Annotated in this window: 18 protein-coding genes; 13 read left to right on the top strand and 5 right to left on the bottom strand. The window is 70.9% G+C overall.

The window, feature by feature from the left end; genetic code table 11:
• The first annotated feature begins 43 nt into the window (after positions 1–43).
• The 4 genes from OHT77_RS18730 (at position 44) to OHT77_RS18715 (ending at position 5,587) form a co-directional block, all read left to right on the top strand.
• Positions 44–1,699, top strand: a complete 1,656-nt coding sequence (locus OHT77_RS18730) for a protein kinase domain-containing protein (protein ID WP_328834276.1) — start codon at positions 44–46, stop codon at positions 1,697–1,699.
• A 29-nt stretch (positions 1,700–1,728) separates the two neighbouring features.
• Entirely contained in the window at positions 1,729–3,441 is a 1,713-nt protein-coding gene (locus OHT77_RS18725) for a serine/threonine-protein kinase (RefSeq protein ID WP_328829637.1), read from the top strand.
• Between the two features lie 107 nt (positions 3,442–3,548).
• Positions 3,549–5,237, top strand: coding sequence for a serine/threonine-protein kinase (locus OHT77_RS18720; RefSeq protein WP_328829636.1), 1,689 nt, complete (start codon positions 3,549–3,551; stop codon positions 5,235–5,237).
• On the top strand, positions 5,234–5,587 hold the full coding sequence (locus tag OHT77_RS18715) for a hypothetical protein (protein WP_328829635.1): 354 nt from the start codon (positions 5,234–5,236) through the stop codon (positions 5,585–5,587). The genes OHT77_RS18720 and OHT77_RS18715 overlap by 4 nt, the downstream gene beginning before the upstream one ends.
• On the opposite strand, the gene OHT77_RS18710 is transcribed toward OHT77_RS18715, so the two are convergent.
• Positions 5,582–6,481, bottom strand: a complete 900-nt coding sequence (locus tag OHT77_RS18710) for an AraC family transcriptional regulator (protein ID WP_328829634.1) — start codon at positions 6,479–6,481, stop codon at positions 5,582–5,584. The two genes, OHT77_RS18715 and OHT77_RS18710, sit on opposite strands and share 6 nt — an antisense overlap.
• A 102-nt stretch (positions 6,482–6,583) precedes the next feature.
• Here OHT77_RS18710 and OHT77_RS18705 point away from each other — a divergent pair, with 102 nt between their 5' ends.
• The 4 genes from OHT77_RS18705 (at position 6,584) to OHT77_RS18690 (ending at position 12,808) form a co-directional block, all read left to right on the top strand.
• Entirely contained in the window at positions 6,584–7,477 is an 894-nt protein-coding gene (locus OHT77_RS18705; RefSeq protein WP_328829633.1) for an MBL fold metallo-hydrolase, read from the top strand.
• Between the two features lie 44 nt (positions 7,478–7,521).
• Positions 7,522–9,204: a serine/threonine-protein kinase gene (locus OHT77_RS18700; protein ID WP_328829632.1), complete on the top strand. Its 1,683-nt coding sequence runs from the start codon at positions 7,522–7,524 to the stop codon at positions 9,202–9,204.
• 148 nt (positions 9,205–9,352) lie between these two features.
• Entirely contained in the window at positions 9,353–10,984 is a 1,632-nt protein-coding gene (locus OHT77_RS18695; RefSeq protein ID WP_328829630.1) for a succinic semialdehyde dehydrogenase, read from the top strand.
• A gap of 45 nt (positions 10,985–11,029) precedes the next feature.
• Positions 11,030–12,808, top strand: coding sequence for a GMC family oxidoreductase (locus OHT77_RS18690; protein ID WP_328829629.1), 1,779 nt, complete (start codon positions 11,030–11,032; stop codon positions 12,806–12,808).
• A gap of 112 nt (positions 12,809–12,920) precedes the next feature.
• Here OHT77_RS18690 and OHT77_RS18685 read toward each other — a convergent pair whose 3' ends face one another.
• A complete protein-coding gene (locus tag OHT77_RS18685; protein WP_328829628.1) occupies positions 12,921–13,925 on the bottom strand; it encodes an LAETG motif-containing sortase-dependent surface protein in 1,005 nt (334 codons plus the stop codon).
• A 214-nt stretch (positions 13,926–14,139) separates the two neighbouring features.
• Here OHT77_RS18685 and OHT77_RS18680 point away from each other — a divergent pair, with 214 nt between their 5' ends.
• The gene (locus OHT77_RS18680) at positions 14,140–15,303 is read left to right on the top strand and encodes a hypothetical protein (protein WP_328829627.1); all 1,164 of its coding nucleotides are present in this window, start codon (positions 14,140–14,142) and stop codon (positions 15,301–15,303) included.
• A 614-nt stretch (positions 15,304–15,917) separates the two neighbouring features.
• Here OHT77_RS18680 and OHT77_RS18675 read toward each other — a convergent pair.
• Positions 15,918–16,322, bottom strand: a complete 405-nt coding sequence (locus tag OHT77_RS18675) for a chorismate mutase (RefSeq protein WP_328834275.1) — start codon at positions 16,320–16,322, stop codon at positions 15,918–15,920.
• A gap of 310 nt (positions 16,323–16,632) precedes the next feature.
• Here OHT77_RS18675 and guaA point away from each other — a divergent pair, with 310 nt between their 5' ends.
• Positions 16,633–18,204, top strand: a complete 1,572-nt coding sequence (gene guaA / locus OHT77_RS18670; RefSeq protein ID WP_328829626.1) for a glutamine-hydrolyzing GMP synthase — start codon at positions 16,633–16,635, stop codon at positions 18,202–18,204.
• Positions 18,205–18,213: 9 nt separating this feature from the next.
• Here guaA and OHT77_RS18665 read toward each other — a convergent pair whose 3' ends face one another.
• On the bottom strand, positions 18,214–18,687 hold the full coding sequence (locus OHT77_RS18665; RefSeq protein WP_328829625.1) for a pyridoxamine 5'-phosphate oxidase family protein: 474 nt from the start codon (positions 18,685–18,687) through the stop codon (positions 18,214–18,216).
• A 153-nt stretch (positions 18,688–18,840) separates the two neighbouring features.
• On the opposite strand from OHT77_RS18665, the gene OHT77_RS18660 reads away from it, so the two are divergent.
• Complete coding sequence (locus tag OHT77_RS18660) at positions 18,841–19,635, top strand: class II aldolase/adducin family protein (RefSeq protein WP_266771648.1); 795 nt, start codon at positions 18,841–18,843, stop codon at positions 19,633–19,635.
• A 5-nt stretch (positions 19,636–19,640) separates the two neighbouring features.
• Here the strand turns inward: OHT77_RS18660 and OHT77_RS18655 are convergent, their stop codons facing one another.
• Positions 19,641–20,546 carry a DUF4429 domain-containing protein gene (locus OHT77_RS18655; RefSeq protein ID WP_328829624.1) on the bottom strand — a complete coding sequence of 302 codons (906 nt, stop codon included), beginning with the start codon at positions 20,544–20,546 and terminating at the stop codon, positions 19,641–19,643.
• 209 nt (positions 20,547–20,755) lie between these two features.
• Between OHT77_RS18655 and OHT77_RS18650 the strand changes: the two genes are divergently transcribed.
• Complete coding sequence (locus OHT77_RS18650; RefSeq protein WP_328829623.1) at positions 20,756–22,036, top strand: hypothetical protein; 1,281 nt, start codon at positions 20,756–20,758, stop codon at positions 22,034–22,036.
• A gap of 140 nt (positions 22,037–22,176) precedes the next feature.
• Entirely contained in the window at positions 22,177–22,707 is a 531-nt protein-coding gene (locus OHT77_RS18645; protein WP_328829622.1) for a DoxX family protein, read from the top strand.
• The last annotated feature ends 30 nt before the right edge of the window (positions 22,708–22,737 follow it).

Here is a 22,737-nt window from a genome sequence, read left to right as displayed (position 1 = left end):
TACGCTGAGCCTGTCAAGAGCATTGCGGGGAAACGTGAATCAGATGCAGGGCCTGCTCCTCGCGGGGCGCTATCGGCTGGCCGAGTCCATCGGCAGCGGCGGTATGGGCCGGGTGTGGCGGGCGCATGACGAGGTGTTGCACCGGACCGTCGCCATCAAGGAGTTGACGGCCGCGCTCTACGTGTCCGAGAGCGACCAGCCGCGCCTGCTGGCGCGCACCCGAGCCGAGGCGCGCGCCGCCGCGCGGATCAACCACTCCGCCGTCGTCACCGTCCACGACGTGCTCGAACACGACGGCCGCCCGTGGATCGTCATGGAACTGGTCGAGGGCAACTCCCTTGCCGACGAGGTCAAGGAGCAGGGCCGCATCGAGCCCGCCGAGGCCGCGCGCATCGGCCTGTGGGTGCTGCGTGCCCTGCGTGCCGCGCACGCCGCGGGCGTCCTGCACCGCGACATCAAGCCGGGCAACGTGCTGCTCGGCCAGGACGGGCGGGTACTGCTCACCGACTTCGGTATCGCCCAGATCGAGGGCGACTCGACCATCACCCGCACGGGAGAGGTCGTAGGGTCCGTCGACTACCTCGCCCCCGAGCGCGTCCGCGGCTCCGACCCCGGTCCGTCCTCGGACCTGTGGGCGCTGGGAGCTACGCTCTACACGGCAGTTGAGGGCCGCTCACCCTTCCGTCGCACCTCGCCGCTCTCCACGATGCAGGCCGTCGTGGAGGAGGACGCGGGCGAACTCCGTTACGCCGGGGCCCTCGCCCCCGTCATCACCGCCCTCCTGAACAAGGACCCCGCGCTGCGCCCCGACGCCGACCAGGCCGAGCAGATGCTCGCGGAGGCGGCGGAAGGGCGACGGCCGCGCTCGGCGGAGGAGTGGCTGCCCACGCAGCAAGTGGGCTCACGCCAGGGCGGGTTCGCCGAGAACTCCGGCTCGGGACCGACGCCGTACCCGTCGGCGGCCATGGGCTCCGCACCGTATCCGTCGGCGACCGGTGCCACCTACCAGCACACCCCGCCCGTCTCCCTCGCACCCCCCGGGTCGGCCGCGCCGCCGAAGCGTCGCCGGCTGCGCTCGGTCGTCCTCGTGATCGTCGTCGCCGCGCTCGTCGGCGGCGGTACGGCGCTGGGGCTGCAGAAGTGGAATCAGGACCGGGACCAGGACCAGGGCGGCACCCCGGGCTCCTCGACCTCACAGAGCGCCACGCCGAGCCCGCACAGTTCGGGCCCCGTCAACTGGCAGGCGTACCACGACCCTTGGGGCTTCGACATATCCCTCCCCAAGGGCTGGGCGCGGAAGGTCTACGGCGACTCGGGCGGCATCAAGCAGGTCGACTACTCGCCCGACAACGGCAAGCACTTCGTGCGCATAGCCATCGACACGTCGCCGGACTTCCCCACCGCGAACGCCCACCAACTCGACCTGGAAGTGCAGCTCCAGCGGCTGGTCGACTACAACCGCGTGACCCTGGAGGCGAACACCTACCGCGACCGTCCGGGCTCCCTGTGGGACTACACCTGGACCGCGCAGCCGAAGGACACGCCGTTCCCGGGACCGCGGCGCGCCATCGAGGAGACGTACATGTCCCGTGACGGCGTCGAGTACGCGATCTACATGTCCGCGCCGGCCGCCGACTGGGCGACGACCAGCGCGCAGTTCAAGTCGGTCCTGCAGGGCTGGAGTCCCGGCTCGGGCTGACCGCTTCCGCTTGCGTCATGATGGTGCGCATGGGGACCGAGGGGGACAACGCCCGGGTGATCGCGGGGCGTTACCGACTGGAGAAGCGGCTCGGGCGCGGCGGCATGGGCGTCGTGTGGCGGGCGGCCGACCAACTCCTGGGCCGGCAGGTCGCGGTGAAGGAGATCGCCCAGGACGACTCCCTCTCCGAGGAAGAGGCCCGCCAGCAGCGCGAACGCACCCTGCGCGAGGCGCGGGCGGTCGCGCAACTGCGCCACCCGCACATCATCGTCGTCCACGACGTCGTCGAGCAGGACGAACGCCCGTACATCGTCATGGAGTTGGCCGACGGCGGCTCGCTCGCCGAGCGGATCTCCGCGCGCGGCCCGGTCGATGCCGCCGAGGCCGCCCGCATCGGCATCGCCCTGCTCGGCGCGCTGCGTACGGCGCACGCGGCGGGCGTCCTGCACCGGGACATCAAACCGGCCAACGTCCTGCTCCAGACCGCCACCGACGAGGACGGCTCCGAGCGGGTCGTCCTCACCGACTTCGGCATCGCACAGGTCGCAGGCGCCACGACGCTCACCGAGAGCGGAGCGTTCGTCGGCTCGCCCGAGTACACCGCGCCGGAGCGGATGTCCGGTGTGCGGACCGGGCCGGAGTCCGACCTGTGGTCGCTGGGCGCGCTGTTGTGCACGGTGCTGAGCGGTGAATCCCCGTTCCGCCGCGATTCGTTGGGCGGCATCCTGCACGCGGTCGTCGTCGACGAGATCCGGCCGCCCGAACAGGCCAGGCCCCTGCTGCCCGTCATACGAGGACTCCTCGAACGCGATCCGGAACGGCGGCTGGCGGCGGCGGAGGCGGAGCGGATGCTGCGCGCGTTCCTGGACACCGGGCGCACGCCGAAGGCGGCGGGGGCGTCGACGGGGCGGCATCCCAGGGCGACATCCGGCCACGCGGGAAGGCCATCGCCCGGGTACACCCCGACCCAACGGGACGTTCCCCGCAGAAATTTGATACCGCCCCCGGCACCCCTTCCCTCCCCGCCCTCATCCTCTGCGGCCGACCGGACCTCCCGGCGTTCCACGCGCGGGGTGCTCGTGGCCGCGTTGCTGGTCGCGGCGATGGCGGGGGCCGGGGTGTCGGCGGTGGCCCTGCTGATGCAGGGAGACGACAGCAATGGGGGCGCGGCGCCTACGAGTTCGGCGCCGCTGACGTCGACGAACGCCGCCGGTACGCCGTCACCGTCACCGAAGCCCTCGACCCCGGCCGACACCCCCACCAAGCCCTCGGTGAGTGCCGGTACGCCCAACACCCCTACCGCGCCCTCCGGTTACCGGATCGCCCGCGACCCCGACGGTTTCTCCCTCGCCGTACCGGAGGACTTCGTGCGGGTGCCGCAGGGGGAGCGCATCTTCTACATGTCGCCGGGGGAGACCTTCCGGCTCGGCATCAGGATGTCCGACCCCCAACAGGGCGGCCCGCTCGCGGTGATGAAGAGCGCGGCGGCCAACGGGGAGTCCACCAACCCCGGTTACCACGACGGCAAGGTCACCGACACCACGCACTCCGGACACCCCGCCGCGCTCTGGGAGTTCACCTGGAACGGCTTCAGCACGGCGGAGGGACCCCGGCACACCTACGACATGTGCTGGGAGGAGAACGGCCGGCTGTACGACGTGTGGGTGTCCGCGCCGGTCGGGAAGGTGCGGGAGGCGAAGGAGTACTTCGACGTCGCGCTGGACACCTTCGCCCGGGCGTGAGGCCGTGGGCACGTAACGGGCGATAAGCCGCGCACTCGGTCACGGGTCTGTGACCGGAAAGCATCAGAGGTGGATAGGGCGGCGTCTGGCGCGATATGGATGGACGTATGAGCAGCAACGGGGGAGCCCGACACGGAGCCGACGAGCCGACGAGCTTTGCTCTGCAACCACCGAACCCACGCGGGGACCGGCCCGCGCCCAGACCTGCGGCCGCACCTGCGCCCGCGTCCGCGCCGGCAGCTGTGCCGCATCCCAACAACCCCTACGCGACGCCGAGTTCCACGCCCGGCCAGGCGCCCGACCCGCGTACCGGACGCCTCATAGCCGGCCGGTACCGGCTGCTCGGGAAGCTCGGGCACGGCGGTATGGGCACGGTGTGGCGTGCCAAGGACGAGACGGTGGACCGCGAGGTCGCCGTGAAGGAACCGCGCGTCCCGGACCATCTTCCCGAACGCGAACGGGAGAACGCCTTCGAGCGGATGCGCCGGGAGGCCCGTGCGGCGGCCCGGCTCGACCACCCGGCCGTCGTGAACGTGCACGATGTGGCCGTCGTCGACGGTCAGCCGTGGATCGTGATGGAGCTGGTGACCGGCCGTTCGCTGGGCGACGCGTTGCAGGAGGGCACCCTCGACGCACGGGATGCGGCCCGCATCGGCCTCCAGGTGCTCGGCGCCCTCGAAGCGGCCCACGCGGCGGGCGTCCTGCACCGCGACGTGAAGCCGGACAACGTCCTGCTGGGCCGCCACGACCGCGTCGTCCTCACCGACTTCGGTATCGCGCAGATCGAGGGCGAGACCAACCTGACGGACACCGGCGGGTTCGTCGGCTCGCCCGAATACATCGCCCCGGAACGGGTGTTGGGCCAGCGCCCCGGCCCCGCGTCCGACCTCTGGTCCCTCGGCGTGGTCCTGTACGCGGCGACGGAGGGCGTCTCCCCGTTCCGCCGCAGCAACACCCCCGCCACCCTCCAGTCGGTCCTCAACTCCGCTCCCGCACCGCCGACTTCGGCCCCGGGCCCGCTCGCCGACCTCATCACCGCCCTCCTCGCCAAGGACGCCTCGAGCCGCCCGAACGCGGCCCAGGTGCGCGCCGTACTCGAATCCGTGGCCAACCCGCCGGCACCGGTGCCGACGCAGGAGGTCCGGTACGTCGAGAGCCCCAGGCGGGGACAACTCCTGGGCCGCAAGACATGGTTCGGGCTCGGCGCACTGGTCGTCGTGGCGGCGGTGACGGCGTATCTGCTGATCGCGAACCCGTTCGCCGGATCGCAGAGACTCCCCGACGGCTGGAGCAAGCACCACGAGACGGACGTGGCCGCGACGATCGCCGTCCCCGCCAAGTACCAGCGCGGCGCCCCCGACCGCAAGACGGACAAGGGCCACTGGATCACGTACACCGACTGGAGCGGGAGCATCTCGGTCGGCCTGACCCTCGTCAAGAAGTCCGAGGACACGCTCGGCGAGATCAAGGACTCCGCCGCGGCCCAAATGTACGACGACAACGGCGACTTCAAGCAGAGCGGCAGCTCCAGCCTCGACATGCCGGAGAACCCGAAGACGAACACCAAACCCACCGGCACCTACCGCGGCAGGCCCGCCGCCACGAACACGATCAACTACAACACCAACGACAGCCAGTACCCCCGCCCCCGCGAGGTCCAGATCCTCTACTACAAGACCACCTCCGGCAACATGTACCGCCTCACGGTCAGTTACCCGGGCAACGGCGACTTCACGGCCCGGGGCCGCGAGGTGGCGAAGGCGGCGATCGCCAACTTGGACGTCGACAGGCTGTGAGCGACGGTACGGAGGCCGCCGACCTCGCGGTCATGAGCGTGCGCGCGCTCGGCGACCGGGGTCTGCCGGCCGATGTGATCGACGTGTACACCGCCCGCCGCCACTACTCCGCCGTGGAACTGGAGCAGTTGGGCCTCCGAGCCGACGGCACGGACTTCGACCTCTTCCACCTGCGGGACCGTCTGGAGAGTGTCGTGTGGGTCAGTGACGAGGAGTTCGCGGCGCACGGGCTCGATGTCGACGAGATCGCGGAGCTGCGGCGGTGGGCACTGGAGTGGGAGTCCGATCTCGGGCTGCGGCTCGCGGAGGAGTACGACGACGAACCCGACGTCGAAGCCCACGGGCTATGAACTCGACGCCCCCACGCGGTACTTGCCCGGCGTCACCCCGAACTCCCGGCTGAACGCGTGGGACAGGGCGTACGGGCTGCCGTAGCCCGCCTCGCGGGCCACCGTCGCCAGGGGGGCGTCCGTGTCGCGGAGTTGTGTCGCCGCCAACGTCAGCCGCCACCACGTCAGATACGCCATCGGGGCCCGCCCCACCAGAGCGGTGAACCGGCGGGCCAGCGTCGCCCGGGACACGCCCGCCGCGGCGGCCAGGCGGTCGTTCGTCCAGGGTGCGGCCGGGTCCGAGTGGAGGGCTCGTAGGGCGGCCGTGGTCACCGGGTCGCTCAGCACCGACGGCCAACTCCCCGTCTCCGCCTCGGACATCCACGCCCGCACCATGTAGATGAGCAGCAGGTCGAGCAGACTTGGCAGTGCCAGGCAGGAACCCGGTCGCCTTTCGTCCAGTTCGTTCGCCAACAGGTCGACGGCGGAACGGAGTTCGGGGTGGCGGCCGACCCGGTTCGGCAGGTGGACGACCTCCGGCAGCTCCGCCATCAGCGGATGCGTCCGGCTCCGGTCCAGCCGGTACTTCCCGCACAGCAATTCGACCTCCCGCCCGTCCCCGCCCCCGTCCGGCCGCCGCATCTCCTCGAACGGCACCGCCCGCGCCGTGTCCCCGGGCGAGTCCGCCAGCACATGCCCCGCCCCGTGCGGCAGCAGTACGACGTCCCCCGCGCCCAGCGTCACCGGCTCCCCGCCCGTCTCCGGCACCAGCCAGCACCCGCCCGCGAGTACGACATGGAACCCGGCCCCCTCGTACGGCGCCAGCCGCGTGCACCAACTGCCGCCCACCCGCAGCCGGTTGGAGGAGGGCCGCCCGGTCCGCACGGCGGAGATCGCGTCGCTCACCACGTCCATGGGGTCAGATTACGCCGGGGGAGCGGTGGTGAGCCACATGCGTATTCATGTGAGCCGATCACGTATTGAGAAGCTCACTTCGTCCTCCCTACGCTTGTTCTCATGACCGAGGACAACACACAGACCCTGACCATCGGTGACGTCGACGTCATCCGTGTCGTCGAGTGGGCGCGGCCCTTCGCCCCCGCCCGCACCCTCGTCCCGGACGTGCCGCCCGAGGTGTGGGAGGACAACCGCGACATGCTCGCCCCCGATCACTGGGAGCCCGAGACCGACCGCGCGGTCGTCGCGCTCCAGACCTGGGTGGTGCGCAGCGCCGGGCTGACCGTGCTCGTGGACACCGGCGTCGGCAACGGCCGGGAACGGCCCGGCAATCCGCTGTTCCACATGAGCCAGGGGGACCTTCCGGGGCGTCTCGCGCGGGCCGGGGTACGGCCGGAGGACGTGGACGTCGTCGTCAACACGCACATCCACGGCGACCACGTCGGCTGGAACACCCATGACGTGCAAGGGAGTTGGGTGCCGCTGTTCCCCAACGCCCGCTATCTCCTGCCCGCCGCCGACGACTTCCACTTCGGGCCCGCGAACAACTACGGCGGTGCGGTACGGCCCGACGACCGGCTCATCTACGAGGACAGCGTCGCGCCCGTGCACCGCGCCGGGCTGGCCACCCTGTGGGACGGCACGCACCGCGTCGACGAGCACCTGACGCTGGAGTCCGCGCCGGGGCACACGCCGGGGTCGTCCGTCCTCCGGGTCGCCTCCGGCGGTGAACGGGCCGTGTTCGTCGGGGACTTGCTGCACAGCCCCGTCCAGATCACGCATCCGGAGTGCAGCAGCTGCTTCTGCCTCGATCCCGGGCAGGCCGCGCGGAGTCGGCGACGCGTGCTCGAACGGGCCGCCGACGAGGGGGAGTTGGTGATTCCGGCGCACTTCGGCGGTACCGGGGTGGCGGAGGTGCGGCGGGTGGGCGACACGCTGATGCTCGGGAAGTAGGGCGCGCGTCGACAAGGCCGTATCCGGCACGGTACTGATGGGGCATGAGCGAAGTCGGCGAACAGGTGCGCGACGGACGTCTGGTCGGCGGTCGCTACCGGCTGCTCGAACGGATCGGCTCCGGCGGCATGGGCACCGTATGGCGGGCGTTCGACGAACTCGTGGACCGCGAAGTCGCCGTGAAACAGCCCCGGTTGCCCGGCGATCCGGAGGACGAGGAGTTCCAGCGCGCCTCCCACCGGCTCTACCGCGAGGCGCGTGCCGCCGCCCGGGTCGACCATCCCTCCGCCGTCGCCATCCACGATGTCGTCATCGAGGACGAACTCCCCTGGATCGTCATGGAGTTGGTGCGGGGCGAGTCGCTGCACGGACTGCTCGCACGCGGCCCCGTCGCCCCCGCCGAAGCCGCCCGCATCGGCCGCGCCGTCCTCGGCGCCCTGTGCGCCGCGCACTCCGTCGGGATCGTGCACCGGGACGTCAAACCCGCCAACGTCCTCCTCGGCCCGCACGACCGCGTCGTCCTCACCGACTTCGGCATCGCCCACATCCAGGGCGAGGAATCCCTCACCGCCAGCGGGGAGTTCGTAGGGTCGCTCGAATTCATCGCCCCCGAGCGCATGTCCGGCACGGGCGCCTGGGCGGGCCCGGCCTCCGACCTGTGGTCCCTGGGCGTCCTGCTGTACGCGGCCGTCGAAGGGGCATCTCCCTTTCGCCGTACGACCGTTGAGTCCACCCTCGGCGCGATCCTCGCCGGCGACCCGCCCGAACCGACCCGCGCGGGGCCCCTCGGGCCGGTGATCCTGAGGATGCTGGCGCGGGAGCCGGAGGCGCGGCCGGGTGCGGAGGAGGTCGGCGCGGTACTGGACGCGGTGGCCGAGGGGAAGGACGTACCGGAGCCGCCGGTCATCACGGGTCCGCGTGATGCGGTGCCGGAGGCGGTGCCCGACGCCGTGCCCGAGGAGATGCCGGAGGTGCCGGAGGGGGAGCCTGAGGGGGCGTCTGCCGAGGCGTCCGCAGAGGCGTCCGGTGCCGAAGCCGTCGTAGCGGAGCCCGAGACCGCACCCGCACTCGACCTCGCGCCCGACCTCGAACCCGCACCCACACCCGCACCCACACCCGACCTTGAACCCGCGCCCGAACCCATATCACCCTCCAAGTCCCGGCCCCGGCGCCCCCGTTGGGCTCGCCGTCTCCTCCTCGCCCTCGGTGCTCTTCTCCTGGCGGGCCTGGTCTTCGGTACGGTCGTCGACGGTCTCCTCGACACGGCCGACACCGAGGCGAGCCGCCCGTGGATCGCGCACCCGGAGCGGGAGTTGTCCGCGGTTCTCTACCTTCCGTCCCCGTACAAGCGCGTCGCCGAGCAGACGGATTCCGGTGCCCGCGTGGTCACGTACGCCCTCACCGCCACCGCCGTCCTCCGCGTCCGCCTCACCGAACGGGCCGCGACCACCGCGTCCCCGCTCACCGAGGCGCACGCCCTGACGCGGGGGACGTCGAATCCGCAGTACACGCGCACGAGCTTCCGGGGGAACAAGGACGCGGTGCTCGCCGACACCGTCCAGGACGGCTCCGGCGTCCCCACCCGCATCATGGCGTTGATCATCCGCACCGCGGACGGCCGTACGTACGAACTGCGCGTGGACATGCCCAAGGGCACCCCGGACGAGAAGAAGGGGACCGCGCTCTTCAAGGGGGCCCGTGACCGGCTCACCCTTGCGGGAAAGTGATGCGGTGGCGATTCCGGGGTGATCATCCCCGCACAACGCCCTGATCAGGGCATTCGTTGCCAGTGATCACTGGCGTGATGTGAGTACTGCGTGAATCCCGATTACCGACGGGTACCCAAACCTCTCCTAGCGGCATACCCTGCGGCACATGACGGACTCGCAGGCCCCGGAAAAGACCGGCACGGAAACGACGACCGGCACGAACCCCCTCGCGCCGGCCCCCACAGGCGCCCGTACCGCCGCCGATGTGGTCACCCCGGAGCTGGTCGCCCAGCTCACGAAGGGTGTGGTCGGCTCCGGCCGGACCGCCAACCACTCGCCGTTCACCGGCGAGAAGCTCGCGGACCTGCCCGAGTCGACTCCCGAGGACGTGGCGAAGGCCTTCGACGCGGCCCGCGCCGCGCAGGCCCTGTGGGCGCAGACGCCGGTACGGGAGCGCGCCGCCGTCCTGCTCCGCTTCCACGATCTGGTGCTGGCCCGGCAGGCCGAGGTCCTCGACCTGATCCAGCTGGAGACCGGCAAGGCGCGACTGCACGCGCACGAGGAGGTGCAGGCCGTCGCCGTCGCGGCCCGCCACTACGGCCGCAAGGCCCCCGCCTACCTCAAGCCGAAGCGGCACACCGGCGCCGTCCCGACCCTCACCAAGGTCACCGAACTCCGGCACCCGCGCGGGGTAGTTGGGCAGATCGCCCCCTGGAACTACCCGTTCGAGCTCTCCGTCGGCGACGCGCTCCCGGCCTTCGCGGCGGGCAACGCGGTCGTCATGAAGCCCGACACCGAGACCTGCCTGACCGCCCTCTGGGCCCGTGACCTCCTCATCGAGGCCGGTCTGCCCGCCGGGGTCTTCCAGGTCGTCCTCGGCGAGGGCCCGGTCGTCGGCCCCGAGGTCGTCAAGCACGCCGACTACGTCTCGTTCACCGGCTCCACCCGCACCGGCCGCGAGGTCGCGCAGGCCGCCGCCGCCCGGCTGGTCGGCGTCTCCCTCGAACTCGGCGGAAAGAACGCCATGGTGGTCCTGGAGGACGCCGACATCGAGAAGGCGGCGGCGGGCGCGATCCGTGCATGCTTCTCCTCCGCCGGTCAACTCTGCGTCTCCATCGAGCGGTTGTACGTCCACGAGTCGATCGCCGACACCTTCCTGGAGCGCTTCGCCGCCCGCACCAAGGCGATGCGCCTCGGCACGTCCCTCGCGTACGGCGCGGACATGGGATCGCTCGCGGGGGAGCGGCAGTTGGAGTCCGTGACCCGGCACGTGGACGAGGCGGTCGCCAAGGGCGCGAAGGTGCTGGCCGGTGGGGTCGCCCGTCCGGACATCGGCCCGTACTTCTTCGAGCCGACCATCCTCGACGGCGTCGAGGCCCCCATGGCCGTCTGCGCCGAGGAGACCTTCGGTCCGGTCGTCTCCGTGTACCGCTTCAAGTCGGAGGACGAGGTGGTCGAGGAGGCCAACTCCACGCCGTACGGCCTCAATTCCTCCGTCTGGACGAAGAACGGCAGCCGCGGCCGTGCCATCGCCGCCCGCCTCCGCACCGGCACGGTCAACGTCAACGAGGGCTACGCCTCCGCCTACGGCAGCGTCCAGTCCCCCATGGGCGGCATGAAGGACTCCGGCCTCGGCCGCCGCCACGGCTCGGAGGGCATCCTCAAATACACGGAGGCCCAGACCATCGCCCAGCAGCGGTTGTTGCCGATGGCCCCGTCCCTGGGAATGACCGACGAGGCCTACGCGCAGTTCATGAGCCGCAGCCTGCGCGCGATGAAGGCGTTCCGGCTCAGGTAGACCCTCCACAACGCACCCGCACGTGAAACTCGAAGAGGAGAACCCGTGCCCCAGGAAACCTACGACTACGACGTCATAGTCGTCGGCTCCGGCTTCGGCGGTTCAGTGACCGCCCTGCGCCTCACGGAAAAGGGCTACAACGTCGGCGTGCTGGAAGCAGGCCGCCGCTTCACCCCGTCGACGCTCCCCAAAAACTCCTGGGACCTCAAGAACTACCTCTGGGCCCCCAAGCTCCACATGTACGGCCTCCAACGCATCCACCTCCTGGGCAACGTCATGGTCCTCGCCGGCGCGGGCGTGGGCGGCGGCTCCCTGAACTACGCCAACACCCTCTACGTCCCCCCGAAGCCGTTCTTCGAGGACCCCCAGTGGCGCGACATCACCGACTGGGAAGAGGAGTTGACCCCGTACTACGACCAGGCTCGCCGCATGCTCGGCGTACGCCTGAACCCGACGATGACCCCGTCGGACGTCCACCTGAAGGCCGCCGCCCAGCGCATGGGCGTAGGAGACACCTTCCACATGGCCCCGGTCGGCGTGTTCTTCGGCGACGGCGAGGACGCCGGGGGAACGGCGAAGGCCCGCCCCGGCGAACAGGTCGCCGACCCGTACTTCGGCGGCGCGGGCCCGGCCCGCAAGGCCTGCACCGAGTGCGGCGAGTGCATGACCGGCTGCCGTCACGGTGCGAAGAACACCCTGAACGAGAACTACCTCCACCTGGCCGAGAAGGCGGGTGCGACGGTCCACCCGATGACGACGGTCGTGTCGGTCACGGACGACTCGCAGGGCGGCTACGCGGTGGCGACCCTCCCCACGGACGCGCGGAAGTCGTCGAAGGGCCGCACCTTCAAGGCCCGCCGTGTCGTCCTCGCCGCCGGCACCTATGGCACCCAGACCCTGCTGCACCGCATGAAGGCGGGCGGGCAACTGCCGTACCTCTCGGAGAAGTTGGGCGAGCTGACCCGCACCAACTCGGAGGCGCTGGTCGGCGCGCAGACGACCGGCCGGCGTTACCGCAAGGCGACCGGCACCGCGCAGGTCGACTTCACCCGCGGGGTCGCCATCACGTCCTCGATCCACCCGGACGAGAACACCCACATCGAACCGGTCCGCTACGGCAAGGGCTCCAACTCGATGGGCGGCCTCTCCATCCTCCAAGTCCCGTACGCGGAGGGCTCGTCGAGGGCGCTGGCCTGGCTGGCGAACGCGGCCAGGCACCCGCTGCTGGTCCTGCGTTCGCTCTCCAACCGGCGCTGGTCGGAGCGGACCATCATCGGCCTGGTCATGCAGTCGCTGGACAACTCCCTGACGACGTACCTGAAACCGGACGGCGTGGGGAAAGGGCTGCTGACGGCCCGTCAGGGTCATGGCGCCCCCAACCCCAAGCAGATCAGGGCGGCTTCGGAGGGCGCGGCCGCCATCGCCGCCGAGATCAACGGCTTCCCGGGCTCGAACGTCGGCGAACTCATGGGCACCCCGCTCACCGCCCACTTCCTCGGCGGCTGCCCCATCGGCGCCTCCCGCGAGACGGGCGTCATCGATCCGTACCACCGGCTCTACGGCCATGCCGGTATCTCTGTCGTCGACGGCTCGGCGGTCTCCGCGAACCTCGGCGTCAACCCGTCCCTCACCATCACGGCGCAGGCCGAGCGCGCGATGTCGTACTGGCCCAACAAGGGCGAGCAGGACCCGCGCCCGGAGCAAGGGCTGTCGTACGAACGCCTGAAGCCGGTGGAGCCGCGTCGACCGGCCGTACCCGAGGGCGCGTTCGGCGCGCTGAAACTGCCGTTCCTGGGGATGCCGACGGTGCCGCCGAAGTCGTAGGCGATGCTCAACTCGTATGCGGGCAGCGGCACTTGAAGTAGCTGCCGGTACAGACAGAAGGACCTGCGCCCCCCTCCGAGCGCAGGTCCTTCCTCGTACGACGAGCTACGTGTTACGCGCTCGCCCCGCTCTTGCGCCGGCGCACCATGACCACCGCGGCGGCACCCGCGACGACGGCGGCGCCGCCCACGAGGCCGATCACCGGGAGTGCGGAGCTGGAGCCGGTCTCGGCGAGATTGCCGGTCGGGAGGTCGGAGATCTCGCCCTGCGGCTTCTTCACCGAGGTGTCCTTGTCACCGGTGCTCGGGGTGGCGGTGCCCGGGTCGGTGTTCGAGGTGCCGGCCTTCAGGACCTCGAAGTCGTACTGGGCCCAGCCCTCGGCGATGCAGTCCTGGCCCTTGACGTTGTCGAGGTAGGCGCCGGAACCGAAGGAGTAGGCGTCGCCGGCCGGGGCCTTCGCGCTGATGCTGACGCGCAGGTCGACGCTCTCGCTCTTCCCGGACTTCAGGGCGTTGACGTAGAAGAAGTAGTCACCGGCCCACTCGTCGTTGCCGATCCGGTCCCACTTGCCGGACTCGGGGTTCTTGAACTCCAGGTCGACGTACGGGCTGAGGAACTTCGACTCGTCGAGCTCGTAGTTCTCGACCTCGGCGTAGAAGGCGACGCCGTCGACCGTGGTCTTCGAGTCGTTCGTCACGGTCAGCTTGAAGCTGTGGAAACCGTCACCCGCGACGATCTTGCCCGGCAGGCCCTTGATGTCCGCGGACACCCTGGCGTTGGAGAAGTCCTCGTCGATGTCCTCGCAGAACGGCACGTCCGGGTCGGTCGGCTCCCCGCTCGGCTCGGCCGACGTCGACGGCGTGGCCGACGTGGACGCGCTGGTGCTCGCGGAGGGGCTGGCCGAGTCGCTCGGCAGGGTGCTGGTGGACGGCGACGCGGAGTCGGACGCCGACGCGGAGGGCGAGTCCGACGGCGACGCGGACGCCGACTCGCTCACACTCTCGCTGGGGCTCGCCGACGGCGACTCCTCCGCGAACGCGGCGGGCGCGGAGAGCAGGGCGAGCGGAGCGATGGCGGCCGTCGCGGCCGCCGCGGCCATGGCACGGCGCAGCTTCATGAAGTCCTCAAGAAGTCCGGTGTGCTGCGGCAGACTGCAGCACGCTGGGCGGAGGGCTCCGCGTGTGGGGCGCGGGTGTGGCCCTTGCTTACGCAGGTGAGACCCGGGAAGTGTGGGAACGGTTGTACCCACTCTCACCGAATTCTTATGTGGGCTGTGTCACACCTGGGTTCGCCTTGTGAACAGGCTTTCGGTACGTCTAGAACTTGGGGACGTGCCTGAGAAGCCCGCCGAGGAACCGCCCTCGCACCCGGAGATCCCCGACGATGTCTGGGAGCAGTTCGCCCGAGACACGGAGCGCGACATCCGCGCCTCCGCTCCCAAGGAACCGTCCGCCCGCAACCGTGAGGTGACCGGCCGGCTGAAGCCGGGCAAAGGCGAGGAGCCGCCGGGCTGGCGCACCGGCCCCGCCTGGCAGGAGATGAACGGACAGGCCCAGCGCAAGCGCCGTGCGTGGGCCGTCGTGGGCATCCCGCTCGCCGTGGCCGTCGTCGTGGTCGCGATGAAACCGTCGATCATCCCCGGCGACCCCTTCGACAAGGGCGGCAAGGGCGGCGACGGCAGCCCCGAGGCCGTCGCGTCCCCGCTCGCGCCGGAGACCGCGGCGCCGACCGCCGCACCCTCAGCGGTGGACCCCGAAACCCCCACGCTGGACCGGCCGTTCGCCGGTTCACCCGCGCTGAACTGGGCGGACGGCGCGGCCGGTATCGTCCTGCCGCCGGCGAAGGCGGTGGGCGTGTTCTCCAAGAGCCAGGTCCAACGCGCCCTGAAACAGGCCGAGAAGCTCCTCGTCGACGCCAACCTGAACCCGAAGACGCTCGCCGGTGCCCGTCCGGCCGCCGCGATCTCGGTGCTCGACCCCCAACAGCCCGGGATGATCGAGGAATTGAACACCGCCCTGAAGACCCCGGCGGAGGCCCACGACCCGCTGAACCTGTTCAGCCGCTTCGACCCCAAGGACGTACGGCTCGTCGGTGACGTCGTGAAGACCCGCGGCCGGATCACCTTCAAGGAGGGCAAGCACTCCGGCATGGTGATCCACTCCGACTACACCTTCGTCTACCCGGTCGTCCAGACGAACGGTTCCACCGAGGTCACCCGCACCATCGTCCGCCGCGTGATCGACCTCGAACTCCTCGACCCGGTCCGCTACCAGGTCACGTCCGGCCGCCTCAGCGTCGACCGCTACGACTCGGACTTCGGCAACAGCGCCTGCGACGTCTACGACGGCTACTTCCACCCGGAGTTCTCGTCGCCCTCCACCGCGGAGCCCACCGGGCCGGAGCCGTCCGGTCCGACGACGGATCCGTACGACCGGAGCAAGGATCTGGGCGCCGGGGGCGAGAACGAGACGTGCGGGACGGTGAGCCGGACCTAGCCGGATCTGTTCAGGGCCGAGGCCGGACCCGTTCAGGGCGAGGTCGGACTTGTTCAGGGCGAGCGAAGGGCCCCGCGGGACGGAGCCGCGGGGCCCTTCTCCGTCAGCACCGACGTCAGGGCAGCGCCGGTGCCTGGGGAGCGGCGCCGGGGGGTTGCGCCGCTTGTCTCGCGTGCCCTGGGTCGGCGCCCCGGCGCACACGGGGCGCACGCTTGGTCTCGACCTTTGGCAGGGGGACAGTGCACTGCAATACGGTTGTCTGCTCCGGGACTTGGGGGCTGTGAAGCCTCCGGGGCCCTCTACGCATCGTGCTGGATGGACGCGGCCTCCGCAACCGTTCGATCCGGCTTTGTGCATTTTTGCAGTTTCCGCCGGGCGGCCCCGGGCGTCCCCGGGACCGACCGTTCTCTTGGGTGACCGGGCTGCTGTCCCCTGCCGTCCGGTCACGACCCTGGAGCGAGGTCCCACGACGCACGGCACGTTCCGTACGTCTCATCGCCCCAGCGAGCCACGCGTGGTTCTTTCGGGCCCGCCCCTGGCTGGCACGGACACCACCACCAACGAAGCGGTTCGCGGGCCGGTCACGCGCCGTACGGGTGAGAGCGGGCCCGAACTCAGATACGACCCCGGGACAGTTCGAGCAGCGTCATCGCGAGCGCGGTACCGGGCTTGCCGAGCGCGTCGCTGTAGTGGCGGAGGATCTCGTTCTCCCGGGTGAGGCTCACCCGCCGTCCGCCGGACGAGATCCGGGTCTCCTGCACCACGGCGGAGACGGCGACCCGTTCCTGGATCAACCCGATGATGCGGTCGTCGAGGGCGTCGATACGGGCGCGGGCGTCGGAGATCGTCTGCTCGGGAGTGGTCGTCGGCGTGGTCGTGGTGGCGGTCATCGGGGGCTCCTTGTCGGATACGGACGCGGTACCCCGGGGCGACGGTCCGGGAAAACAACAGGCGCCCCGGACCTGTCGGCCCGGGGCGCCTGGGAAGTCGCTTGTCAGTAGCTCAAGCAGCACGACCATGGCAGCCGGCGGGCCGGTTGCCATAGGTAAAGAGGTAGGTCGGGTGCGTGAGCATGGGGGCGAGTATGGCACAGAACGGATCCGGGGTCCGGGGTGGCTGTGCGGGCCGCGGGGCAGGGCGTTGTCAGGGTGTCCGTGAGGCCTGGCGAGCCGGGCGCGGTACGGCACCTCCGCAGCACACCGAGACCGGTGGTCGGACGGCATCGATCCGGGGGTCCGGGAGGGGAGCCCCCGGGGACGACCAGGTGCCCCACCCGAGCCCCGTTAGAATCGATGACCAGAACCCCCGCCCAACCGCCGGAAGGCCCCCGTGTCAGCAGCGACCCCCGCCCCCGACACCGTCCTGGTCGTCGACTTCGGCGCGCAGTACGCCCAGCTCATCGCCCGCCGCGTCCGCGAGGCCCGGGTCTACAGCGAGATCGTGCCGAGCACCATGCCGGTCGCGGAGATGCTCGCCAAGAACCCGGCGGCGATCATCCTCTCCGGCGGCCCCTCGTCGGTGTACGCGGAGGGCGCCCCCCGCCTGGACCGCGCCCTCTTCGAGGCCGGCGTCCCGGTCTTCGGCATGTGCTACGGCTTCCAGCTGATGGCCACGGCCCTCGGCGGCACCGTCGACAACACCGGCGCCCGCGAGTACGGCCGTACGGAACTGCACGTCTCCAAGGCGTCCTCCACCCTCTTCGAAGGCACCCCGGTCGAGCAGTCGGTGTGGATGTCGCACGGCGACGCCTGCTCCGCCGCCCCCGAGGGCTTCACGGTCACCGCGTCCACGGACGTCGTCCCGGTCGCCGCCTTCGAGAACGACGAGAAGAAGCTCTACGGCGTCCAGCACCACCCCGAGGTGATGCACTCCACGTACGGCCAGCAGGTGCTGGAGCACTTCCTGTACCGCGGCGCGGGCCTCACCCCGGACTGGACCACCGGCAACGTCATCGACGAGCAGGTCGCCCTCATCCGCGAGCAGGTCGGCGACAGGCGCGCCATCTGCGGTCTGTCCGGCGGTGTCGACTCCGCGGTGGCGGCGGCCCTGGTCCAGAAGGCCATCGGCTCCCAGCTGACCTGCGTGTACGTCGACCACGGCCTGATGCGCAAGGGCGAGACCGAGCAGGTCGAGAAGGACTTTGTGGCCGCGACCGGCGTACAGCTGAAGGTCGTGGACGCCGAGGAGCGGTTCCTGACCGCGCTCGCCGGGGTCTCCGACCCGGAGCAGAAGCGGAAGATCATCGGCCGCGAGTTCATCCGCGTCTTCGAGCAGGCGCAGGCCGAGATCATCGCGGACGAGGGTCCCGAGGTCGCGTTCCTGGTGCAGGGCACCCTCTACCCGGACGTCGTCGAGTCCGGCGGCGGCACCGGCACGGCCAACATCAAGTCCCACCACAACGTGGGCGGCCTGCCCGAGGACCTGGAGTTCCAGCTCGTCGAGCCGCTGCGCAAGCTGTTCAAGGACGAGGTCCGGATGGTCGGCCAGGAGCTGGGCCTGCCGGACGAGATCGTCCAGCGCCAGCCCTTCCCCGGCCCCGGCCTGGGCATCCGGATCGTCGGCGACGTCACCAAGGACCGCCTCGACCTGCTCCGCGAGGCCGACGCGATCGCCCGCGAGGAACTGACCGCGGCCGGTCTCGACCGTGACATCTGGCAGTGCCCGGTAGTCCTCCTCGCGGACGTCCGCAGCGTCGGCGTCCAGGGCGACGGCCGCACCTACGGCCACCCGATCGTCCTGCGCCCGGTCTCCTCCGAGGACGCGATGACCGCCGACTGGTCCCGCCTGCCCTACGAGGTCCTCGCGAAGATCTCCACCCGCATCACGAACGAGGTCGCCGACGTCAACCGGGTCGTCCTCGACGTCACGTCGAAGCCGCCGGGGACCATCGAGTGGGAGTAGTCCCCACCGTCACCGCCTCCGGAGTGTGCGCACCGGCGCTCCGGGATGCCAGACCTGAGTGACGAGATACGTCTCGTCCTCGACGTAGGTCCGCACGACCTCCGTCACCTCGGTGCGGAAGAGGTGGAACGGCTCCGGCGGTTCCACCTCTTTCATGTACGCCCCCTTCACCCCGGGGTCGGTGACCTCCACCGCCCGCCCGCCGATCCGTACGTCCCCGCCGCCCAGCTCCGTCCCCGGCCCCGGATTCGCCTGGAGCGCGAACCGCGGATCCCGCCGCAGATCCAGCGCCTTCAGCGAGTCGGGCATCATCCCGAACCACAACTCCCCGTCCAGGAAACGCACTTCGAGCCCGCTCGTCCGCGGCGACCCGTCCTTGCGCAGGGTCGCGAGGGTGTGGTGCGTGAAGGCCCCGAAGCGCTTCTCCACGGTCGCGGCGAGTTCGGGTTCGGCGGCGACGAATACGGCCCAGTTCGATGTCATACGGTCACTGTCCCGCCGATACCCGACATCCACTGTCCGGATTAGGGGCCGCCCGGCACGCTTGGTGCCGCATCTTTACAGAACACCACTGCCCTTTTCGCCTCACCGACGGTAACTTCCGCCGGTAACAAGGAACCCAGTGCTGGAGGACCGATGCACGGGCCGACGCCGCCCTCCCCCCTGCCCACCGACCGGCTGCAGTTCGCCATGCCGCCGATGCACGAGTCGGTCGAGGACGAACGCCGGCACCGCAAGGAACGCCTCGCGGGCGCCCTGCGCCTGTTCGGCCGGCTCGGCTTCGAGGACGGGGTCTCGGGGCACATCACCGCGCGCGACCCCGAGTTCACCGACTGCTTCTGGGTCAACCCCTTCGGGATGCCCTTCCGGCACGTCACCGTCAGCGATCTGGTGCTGTCCAACTCGGACGGCCAGGTGCTCCAGGGCCGCCACCACGTGAACCAGGCCGCGTTCACCGTGCACTCCCAGGTCCACGCCGCCCGCCCGGATGTCGTAGCGGTCGCCCACTGCCACTCCGTGCACGGCCGCGCGCTCTCCGCCCTCGGCGACTTCCTCGACCCGATCAGCCAGGAGAGCTGCGCCTTCTACGAGGACCACGCGCTCTACGACGCCTACAGCGGGGTCTCCGTCGACGCCGAGGAGGGCAAGCGGATCGCCGCCGGGCTCGGCTCCCGCAAGGCGCTCGTGCTGCGCAACCACGGACTGCTCACCGTGGGCGACTCGGTGGACGCGGCCGCCTGGTGGTTCCTGTCCATGGAACGCTCCTCCCAGGTCCAGCTCCTCGCCAAAGCCGCCGGCCGCCCCCTCCTCATCGACCACAAGCTCGCCGTCGCCACCCGCGAACAGACCGGCGGCGACCTCGTCGCATGGATCAACTACCAGCCCCTGTGGCAGGACATCAGCCGCAGCGAACCCGACCTCCTCAGCTGAGACCCTTACCGGAAACCCCGCAGCACCGCCGCCTTGGTCATCGTGAACTCCTCGTCCGTGAGCACCCCTTCGCGGTGCAGCTCCCCCAACTCCCGCAACCTGCGCAGGAGTACGTCGTGATGGTCGGTCGGCGGCGGGACGCGGGCCGCCCGCGGCGGACGGTCCCTGAACCCGCCGTCGCCGTCGCCCTCGCCCTCGCCGCGCGCCGACGGATGCGGCAGCCGCGAGGTCACCGCCGTCGCGACCAGCGCGGTGAGCAGATCCCGGCGGGTGCTGCCCCACAGATCCAGGGCGTACGGGTCCTTCTCCGGCGGCAGCTTCGAGAACACGGTCTCGTGGGTCACGAACCGCATGAACCCGTCCTCGTAACCGGTGTTGGGCAGCCACTCCACCTGCACCAGATCGCCCACGGCGACGATCCGCGGCCCGGTCGCCCGCTTGACGCGCTCCGAGGTGTCGGCCCAGTCGATCCGCACCTGCGCGCCGTCGAAGGACACCGTGCCGTCCGACGACCGCACCGACACCGGAACCGGCGGGCCGGGCAGCAGATACGCCTTCGTCGGGTCCTTGGGGATCTGGTCGAGGAGCAGCGCGTGCCGGATCTCCTCCGCCACGTACTCGGCGACCCCGGACCGGTCGATGTCCACCAGCAGCCGGTAGGGATCCGCCGCGTCCGGCAGCCGTCCCCCGGTCGCCTGGAGCAGCGGGTCGGCACCCTCGCGCAGCCTCAACCGCAGGCGGCCACGTCGGCGTTCGGGTTCGTAGACGACGCCCGCGACGGCTTCGAGGGGCACGGTGATCTCCCCGTACGTCTGCCGGAACAGCGGCACGGAGCGGTGAAGTCCCGGCGTGATCCGGACCGTTGTGCCGTCGAAGGCCCAGGTCCCGTCGCGCTGGATGATCTCGGCCATAGGGAAATTCTCGCAGCCGGGTCAACACGGCGGCCGTCACTTCACCCGCGCTGACCAGACCTGCCGGACGCGGGCCGTGTCCCGTAGGGCACAATCCGCTGTTGTCGTACGGGAGTTGCAAGGCGGTGGCCAAAGGCTTCGGAGCCGGCCGCCGAACATGAGGGCCCGGGGTCGCGGGCCGCGGGGCATGGGGAAGGCAGGCGTCGGGCGTGGCGGTGCAGGAGGCGAGACAGGGCGGCGAGCACGCCGGTGTCCACGGAGGCGGCTGCACCTGCGGGGACTGCCCGCACGGAGCACGCGAGGGGCACCGGCGCGCGGTCGCCGCGTTCCTCGTCAAGCGGGACGGGTTCGCCGCCGGGGAGGGGCTGCCGGCGGCGGTGGCGCACTCGGCGTCCGCCTCCCGGCAGTGGGTCTCGGACGAACTGACCCAGTCCGCCGACGTCGTCGCCGAACGCGGTCGCGCCGAGGGCGGCGCCTGGCTGGCCCGGCTCTGGCACCGCACGGCCTTCGCGGTGTGGGGCGCATTCGTCGTCCTGCTCCTGGTGCAGGCGCTCACCGCGATCGGCGCGGGCTGGACGGCGGCCCGCACGGCCGGGCTGCTCGCCGCGCTCGTGGTCGCCGGTGCGCTGACCGCGGCCTCCTGGTTCCACCGGGCGCGCGGCGGGGCACTGGCACCGGTCATCGGTGAGGACAACCGGCTGTCGACCTCCCGTGCCGTGGCCGTGTCCTGGGTGCTGTTCGTGGTGTACGCCGTACTGGTCCTGGCCGGGCGCCTCGCCGCCGCCTCCGACCACGCCGAACGCGACGCCCTCATCTCCGGCCTCGAACTCGCCCGCGCCGCCGGTGTGGTGACCGTCCTCGCCGTGGTCTGCGCGATCGCCGTCCTCGTCCGCCGCGTCGTCGGCCTGCGGGTGCTGGGCCAGCGCCTCCAGAAGCTCCCCGCGGACCGCCCCCGCGCGGCCGACCTCCTCACCGACGACGCGGGCCGCGGCACGTTCGCCGACATCCAGTACGTCGCGATCAGCGCCGTCGCCCTCGTCTTCGTCGCCGTCCGCCTGGCCCGCCGCCCCGACCAACTGCCGGACCTGCCCTGGGGGTTGGCGGTCGTGGTGCTGATCTCGGCGGCGACGTACCTGGCGGGTAAGTACGCCGAGGGCGGGCGCCCGGTCATCCTCTCCGTGGTGCGCTCCCGCGAGGCCGGCGACCTGGACGCCCCCATCCGCACCGGCGACGACATCGAGATCCGCGGCGCCGGCTTCGTGCCCCCGGGCGCCCAGACCGCCGACCGCCTCTCCCGCATGGTCGTCCGCATCGGCCCCGTCAACGTCCACGTCCCCCTGGTCCCGGTCACCGGCGGCTTCTCCAACCCGACGGACACCCTCCTCACCGTCCCGGTCCCGGCCGACGTCGAACCCGGCCGCGTGGAGGTGCAGGTCGTGACGGCCGCGGGTGTGGAGACCAACGCCTGCGTCGTCGACGTCACGGACTGACACCCCCGACGGGCCGCCCGCCGCAGGAGCCGTGCCAAGGGCGCGAAAACTAGTTGAAGAATCATTGAGCGGGTCCCCCTATTCGTACGTATGGTCTGTTGAGGGGTCACGGCACAGCGGGCGAGAGGCGGCTAAGGGCGATGACTCACGGCACTCGAATGGATACGCAAACCCCCTACCTCGACGGCGACCGGAGCTGGCGGGACACCGCCACCCGATACGCACTGCTCCCACTGCGCGTCTTCCTCGGCGTCACCTTCATCTACGCCGGCCTGGACAAACTCACCGACAGCGCCTTCATGAAGTCCTCCGGCGCCGGCTCGATCGGCGAGACGATGCGCGCGGTCCGCGACTCGTCGGCGATCCCGGCCCTGGTCGACCTGGCCCTGAAGAGCCCCGTCGGCTTCGGCTACGCCATCGCCTTCGGTGAACTCGCCGTCGGCATCGGCACGTTGATCGGCCTGCTGGCCCGGCTCGCCGCACTCGGCGGCGCACTGATCTCGCTCAGCCTGTGGCTGACCATCAGCTGGGCCAACGACCCCTACTACTACGGCAACGACCTCGCCTACCTGATGGCCTGGCTGCCCCTCGTCCTCGCGGGCGCCTCCATGTTCTCGCTGGACGCGGTGATCCGCGGCAGGCGGAGGCAACGCAGCGGGGGCTACCGGTAGTTCCGGTAGTTCCAGTAGGTCTCGTAGTTC

This window comes from Streptomyces sp. NBC_00252 (assembly GCF_036187565.1).
Classification (GTDB): domain Bacteria; phylum Actinomycetota; class Actinomycetes; order Streptomycetales; family Streptomycetaceae; genus Streptomyces.
This window is presented reverse-complemented; position numbering and strand designations above follow the sequence as displayed.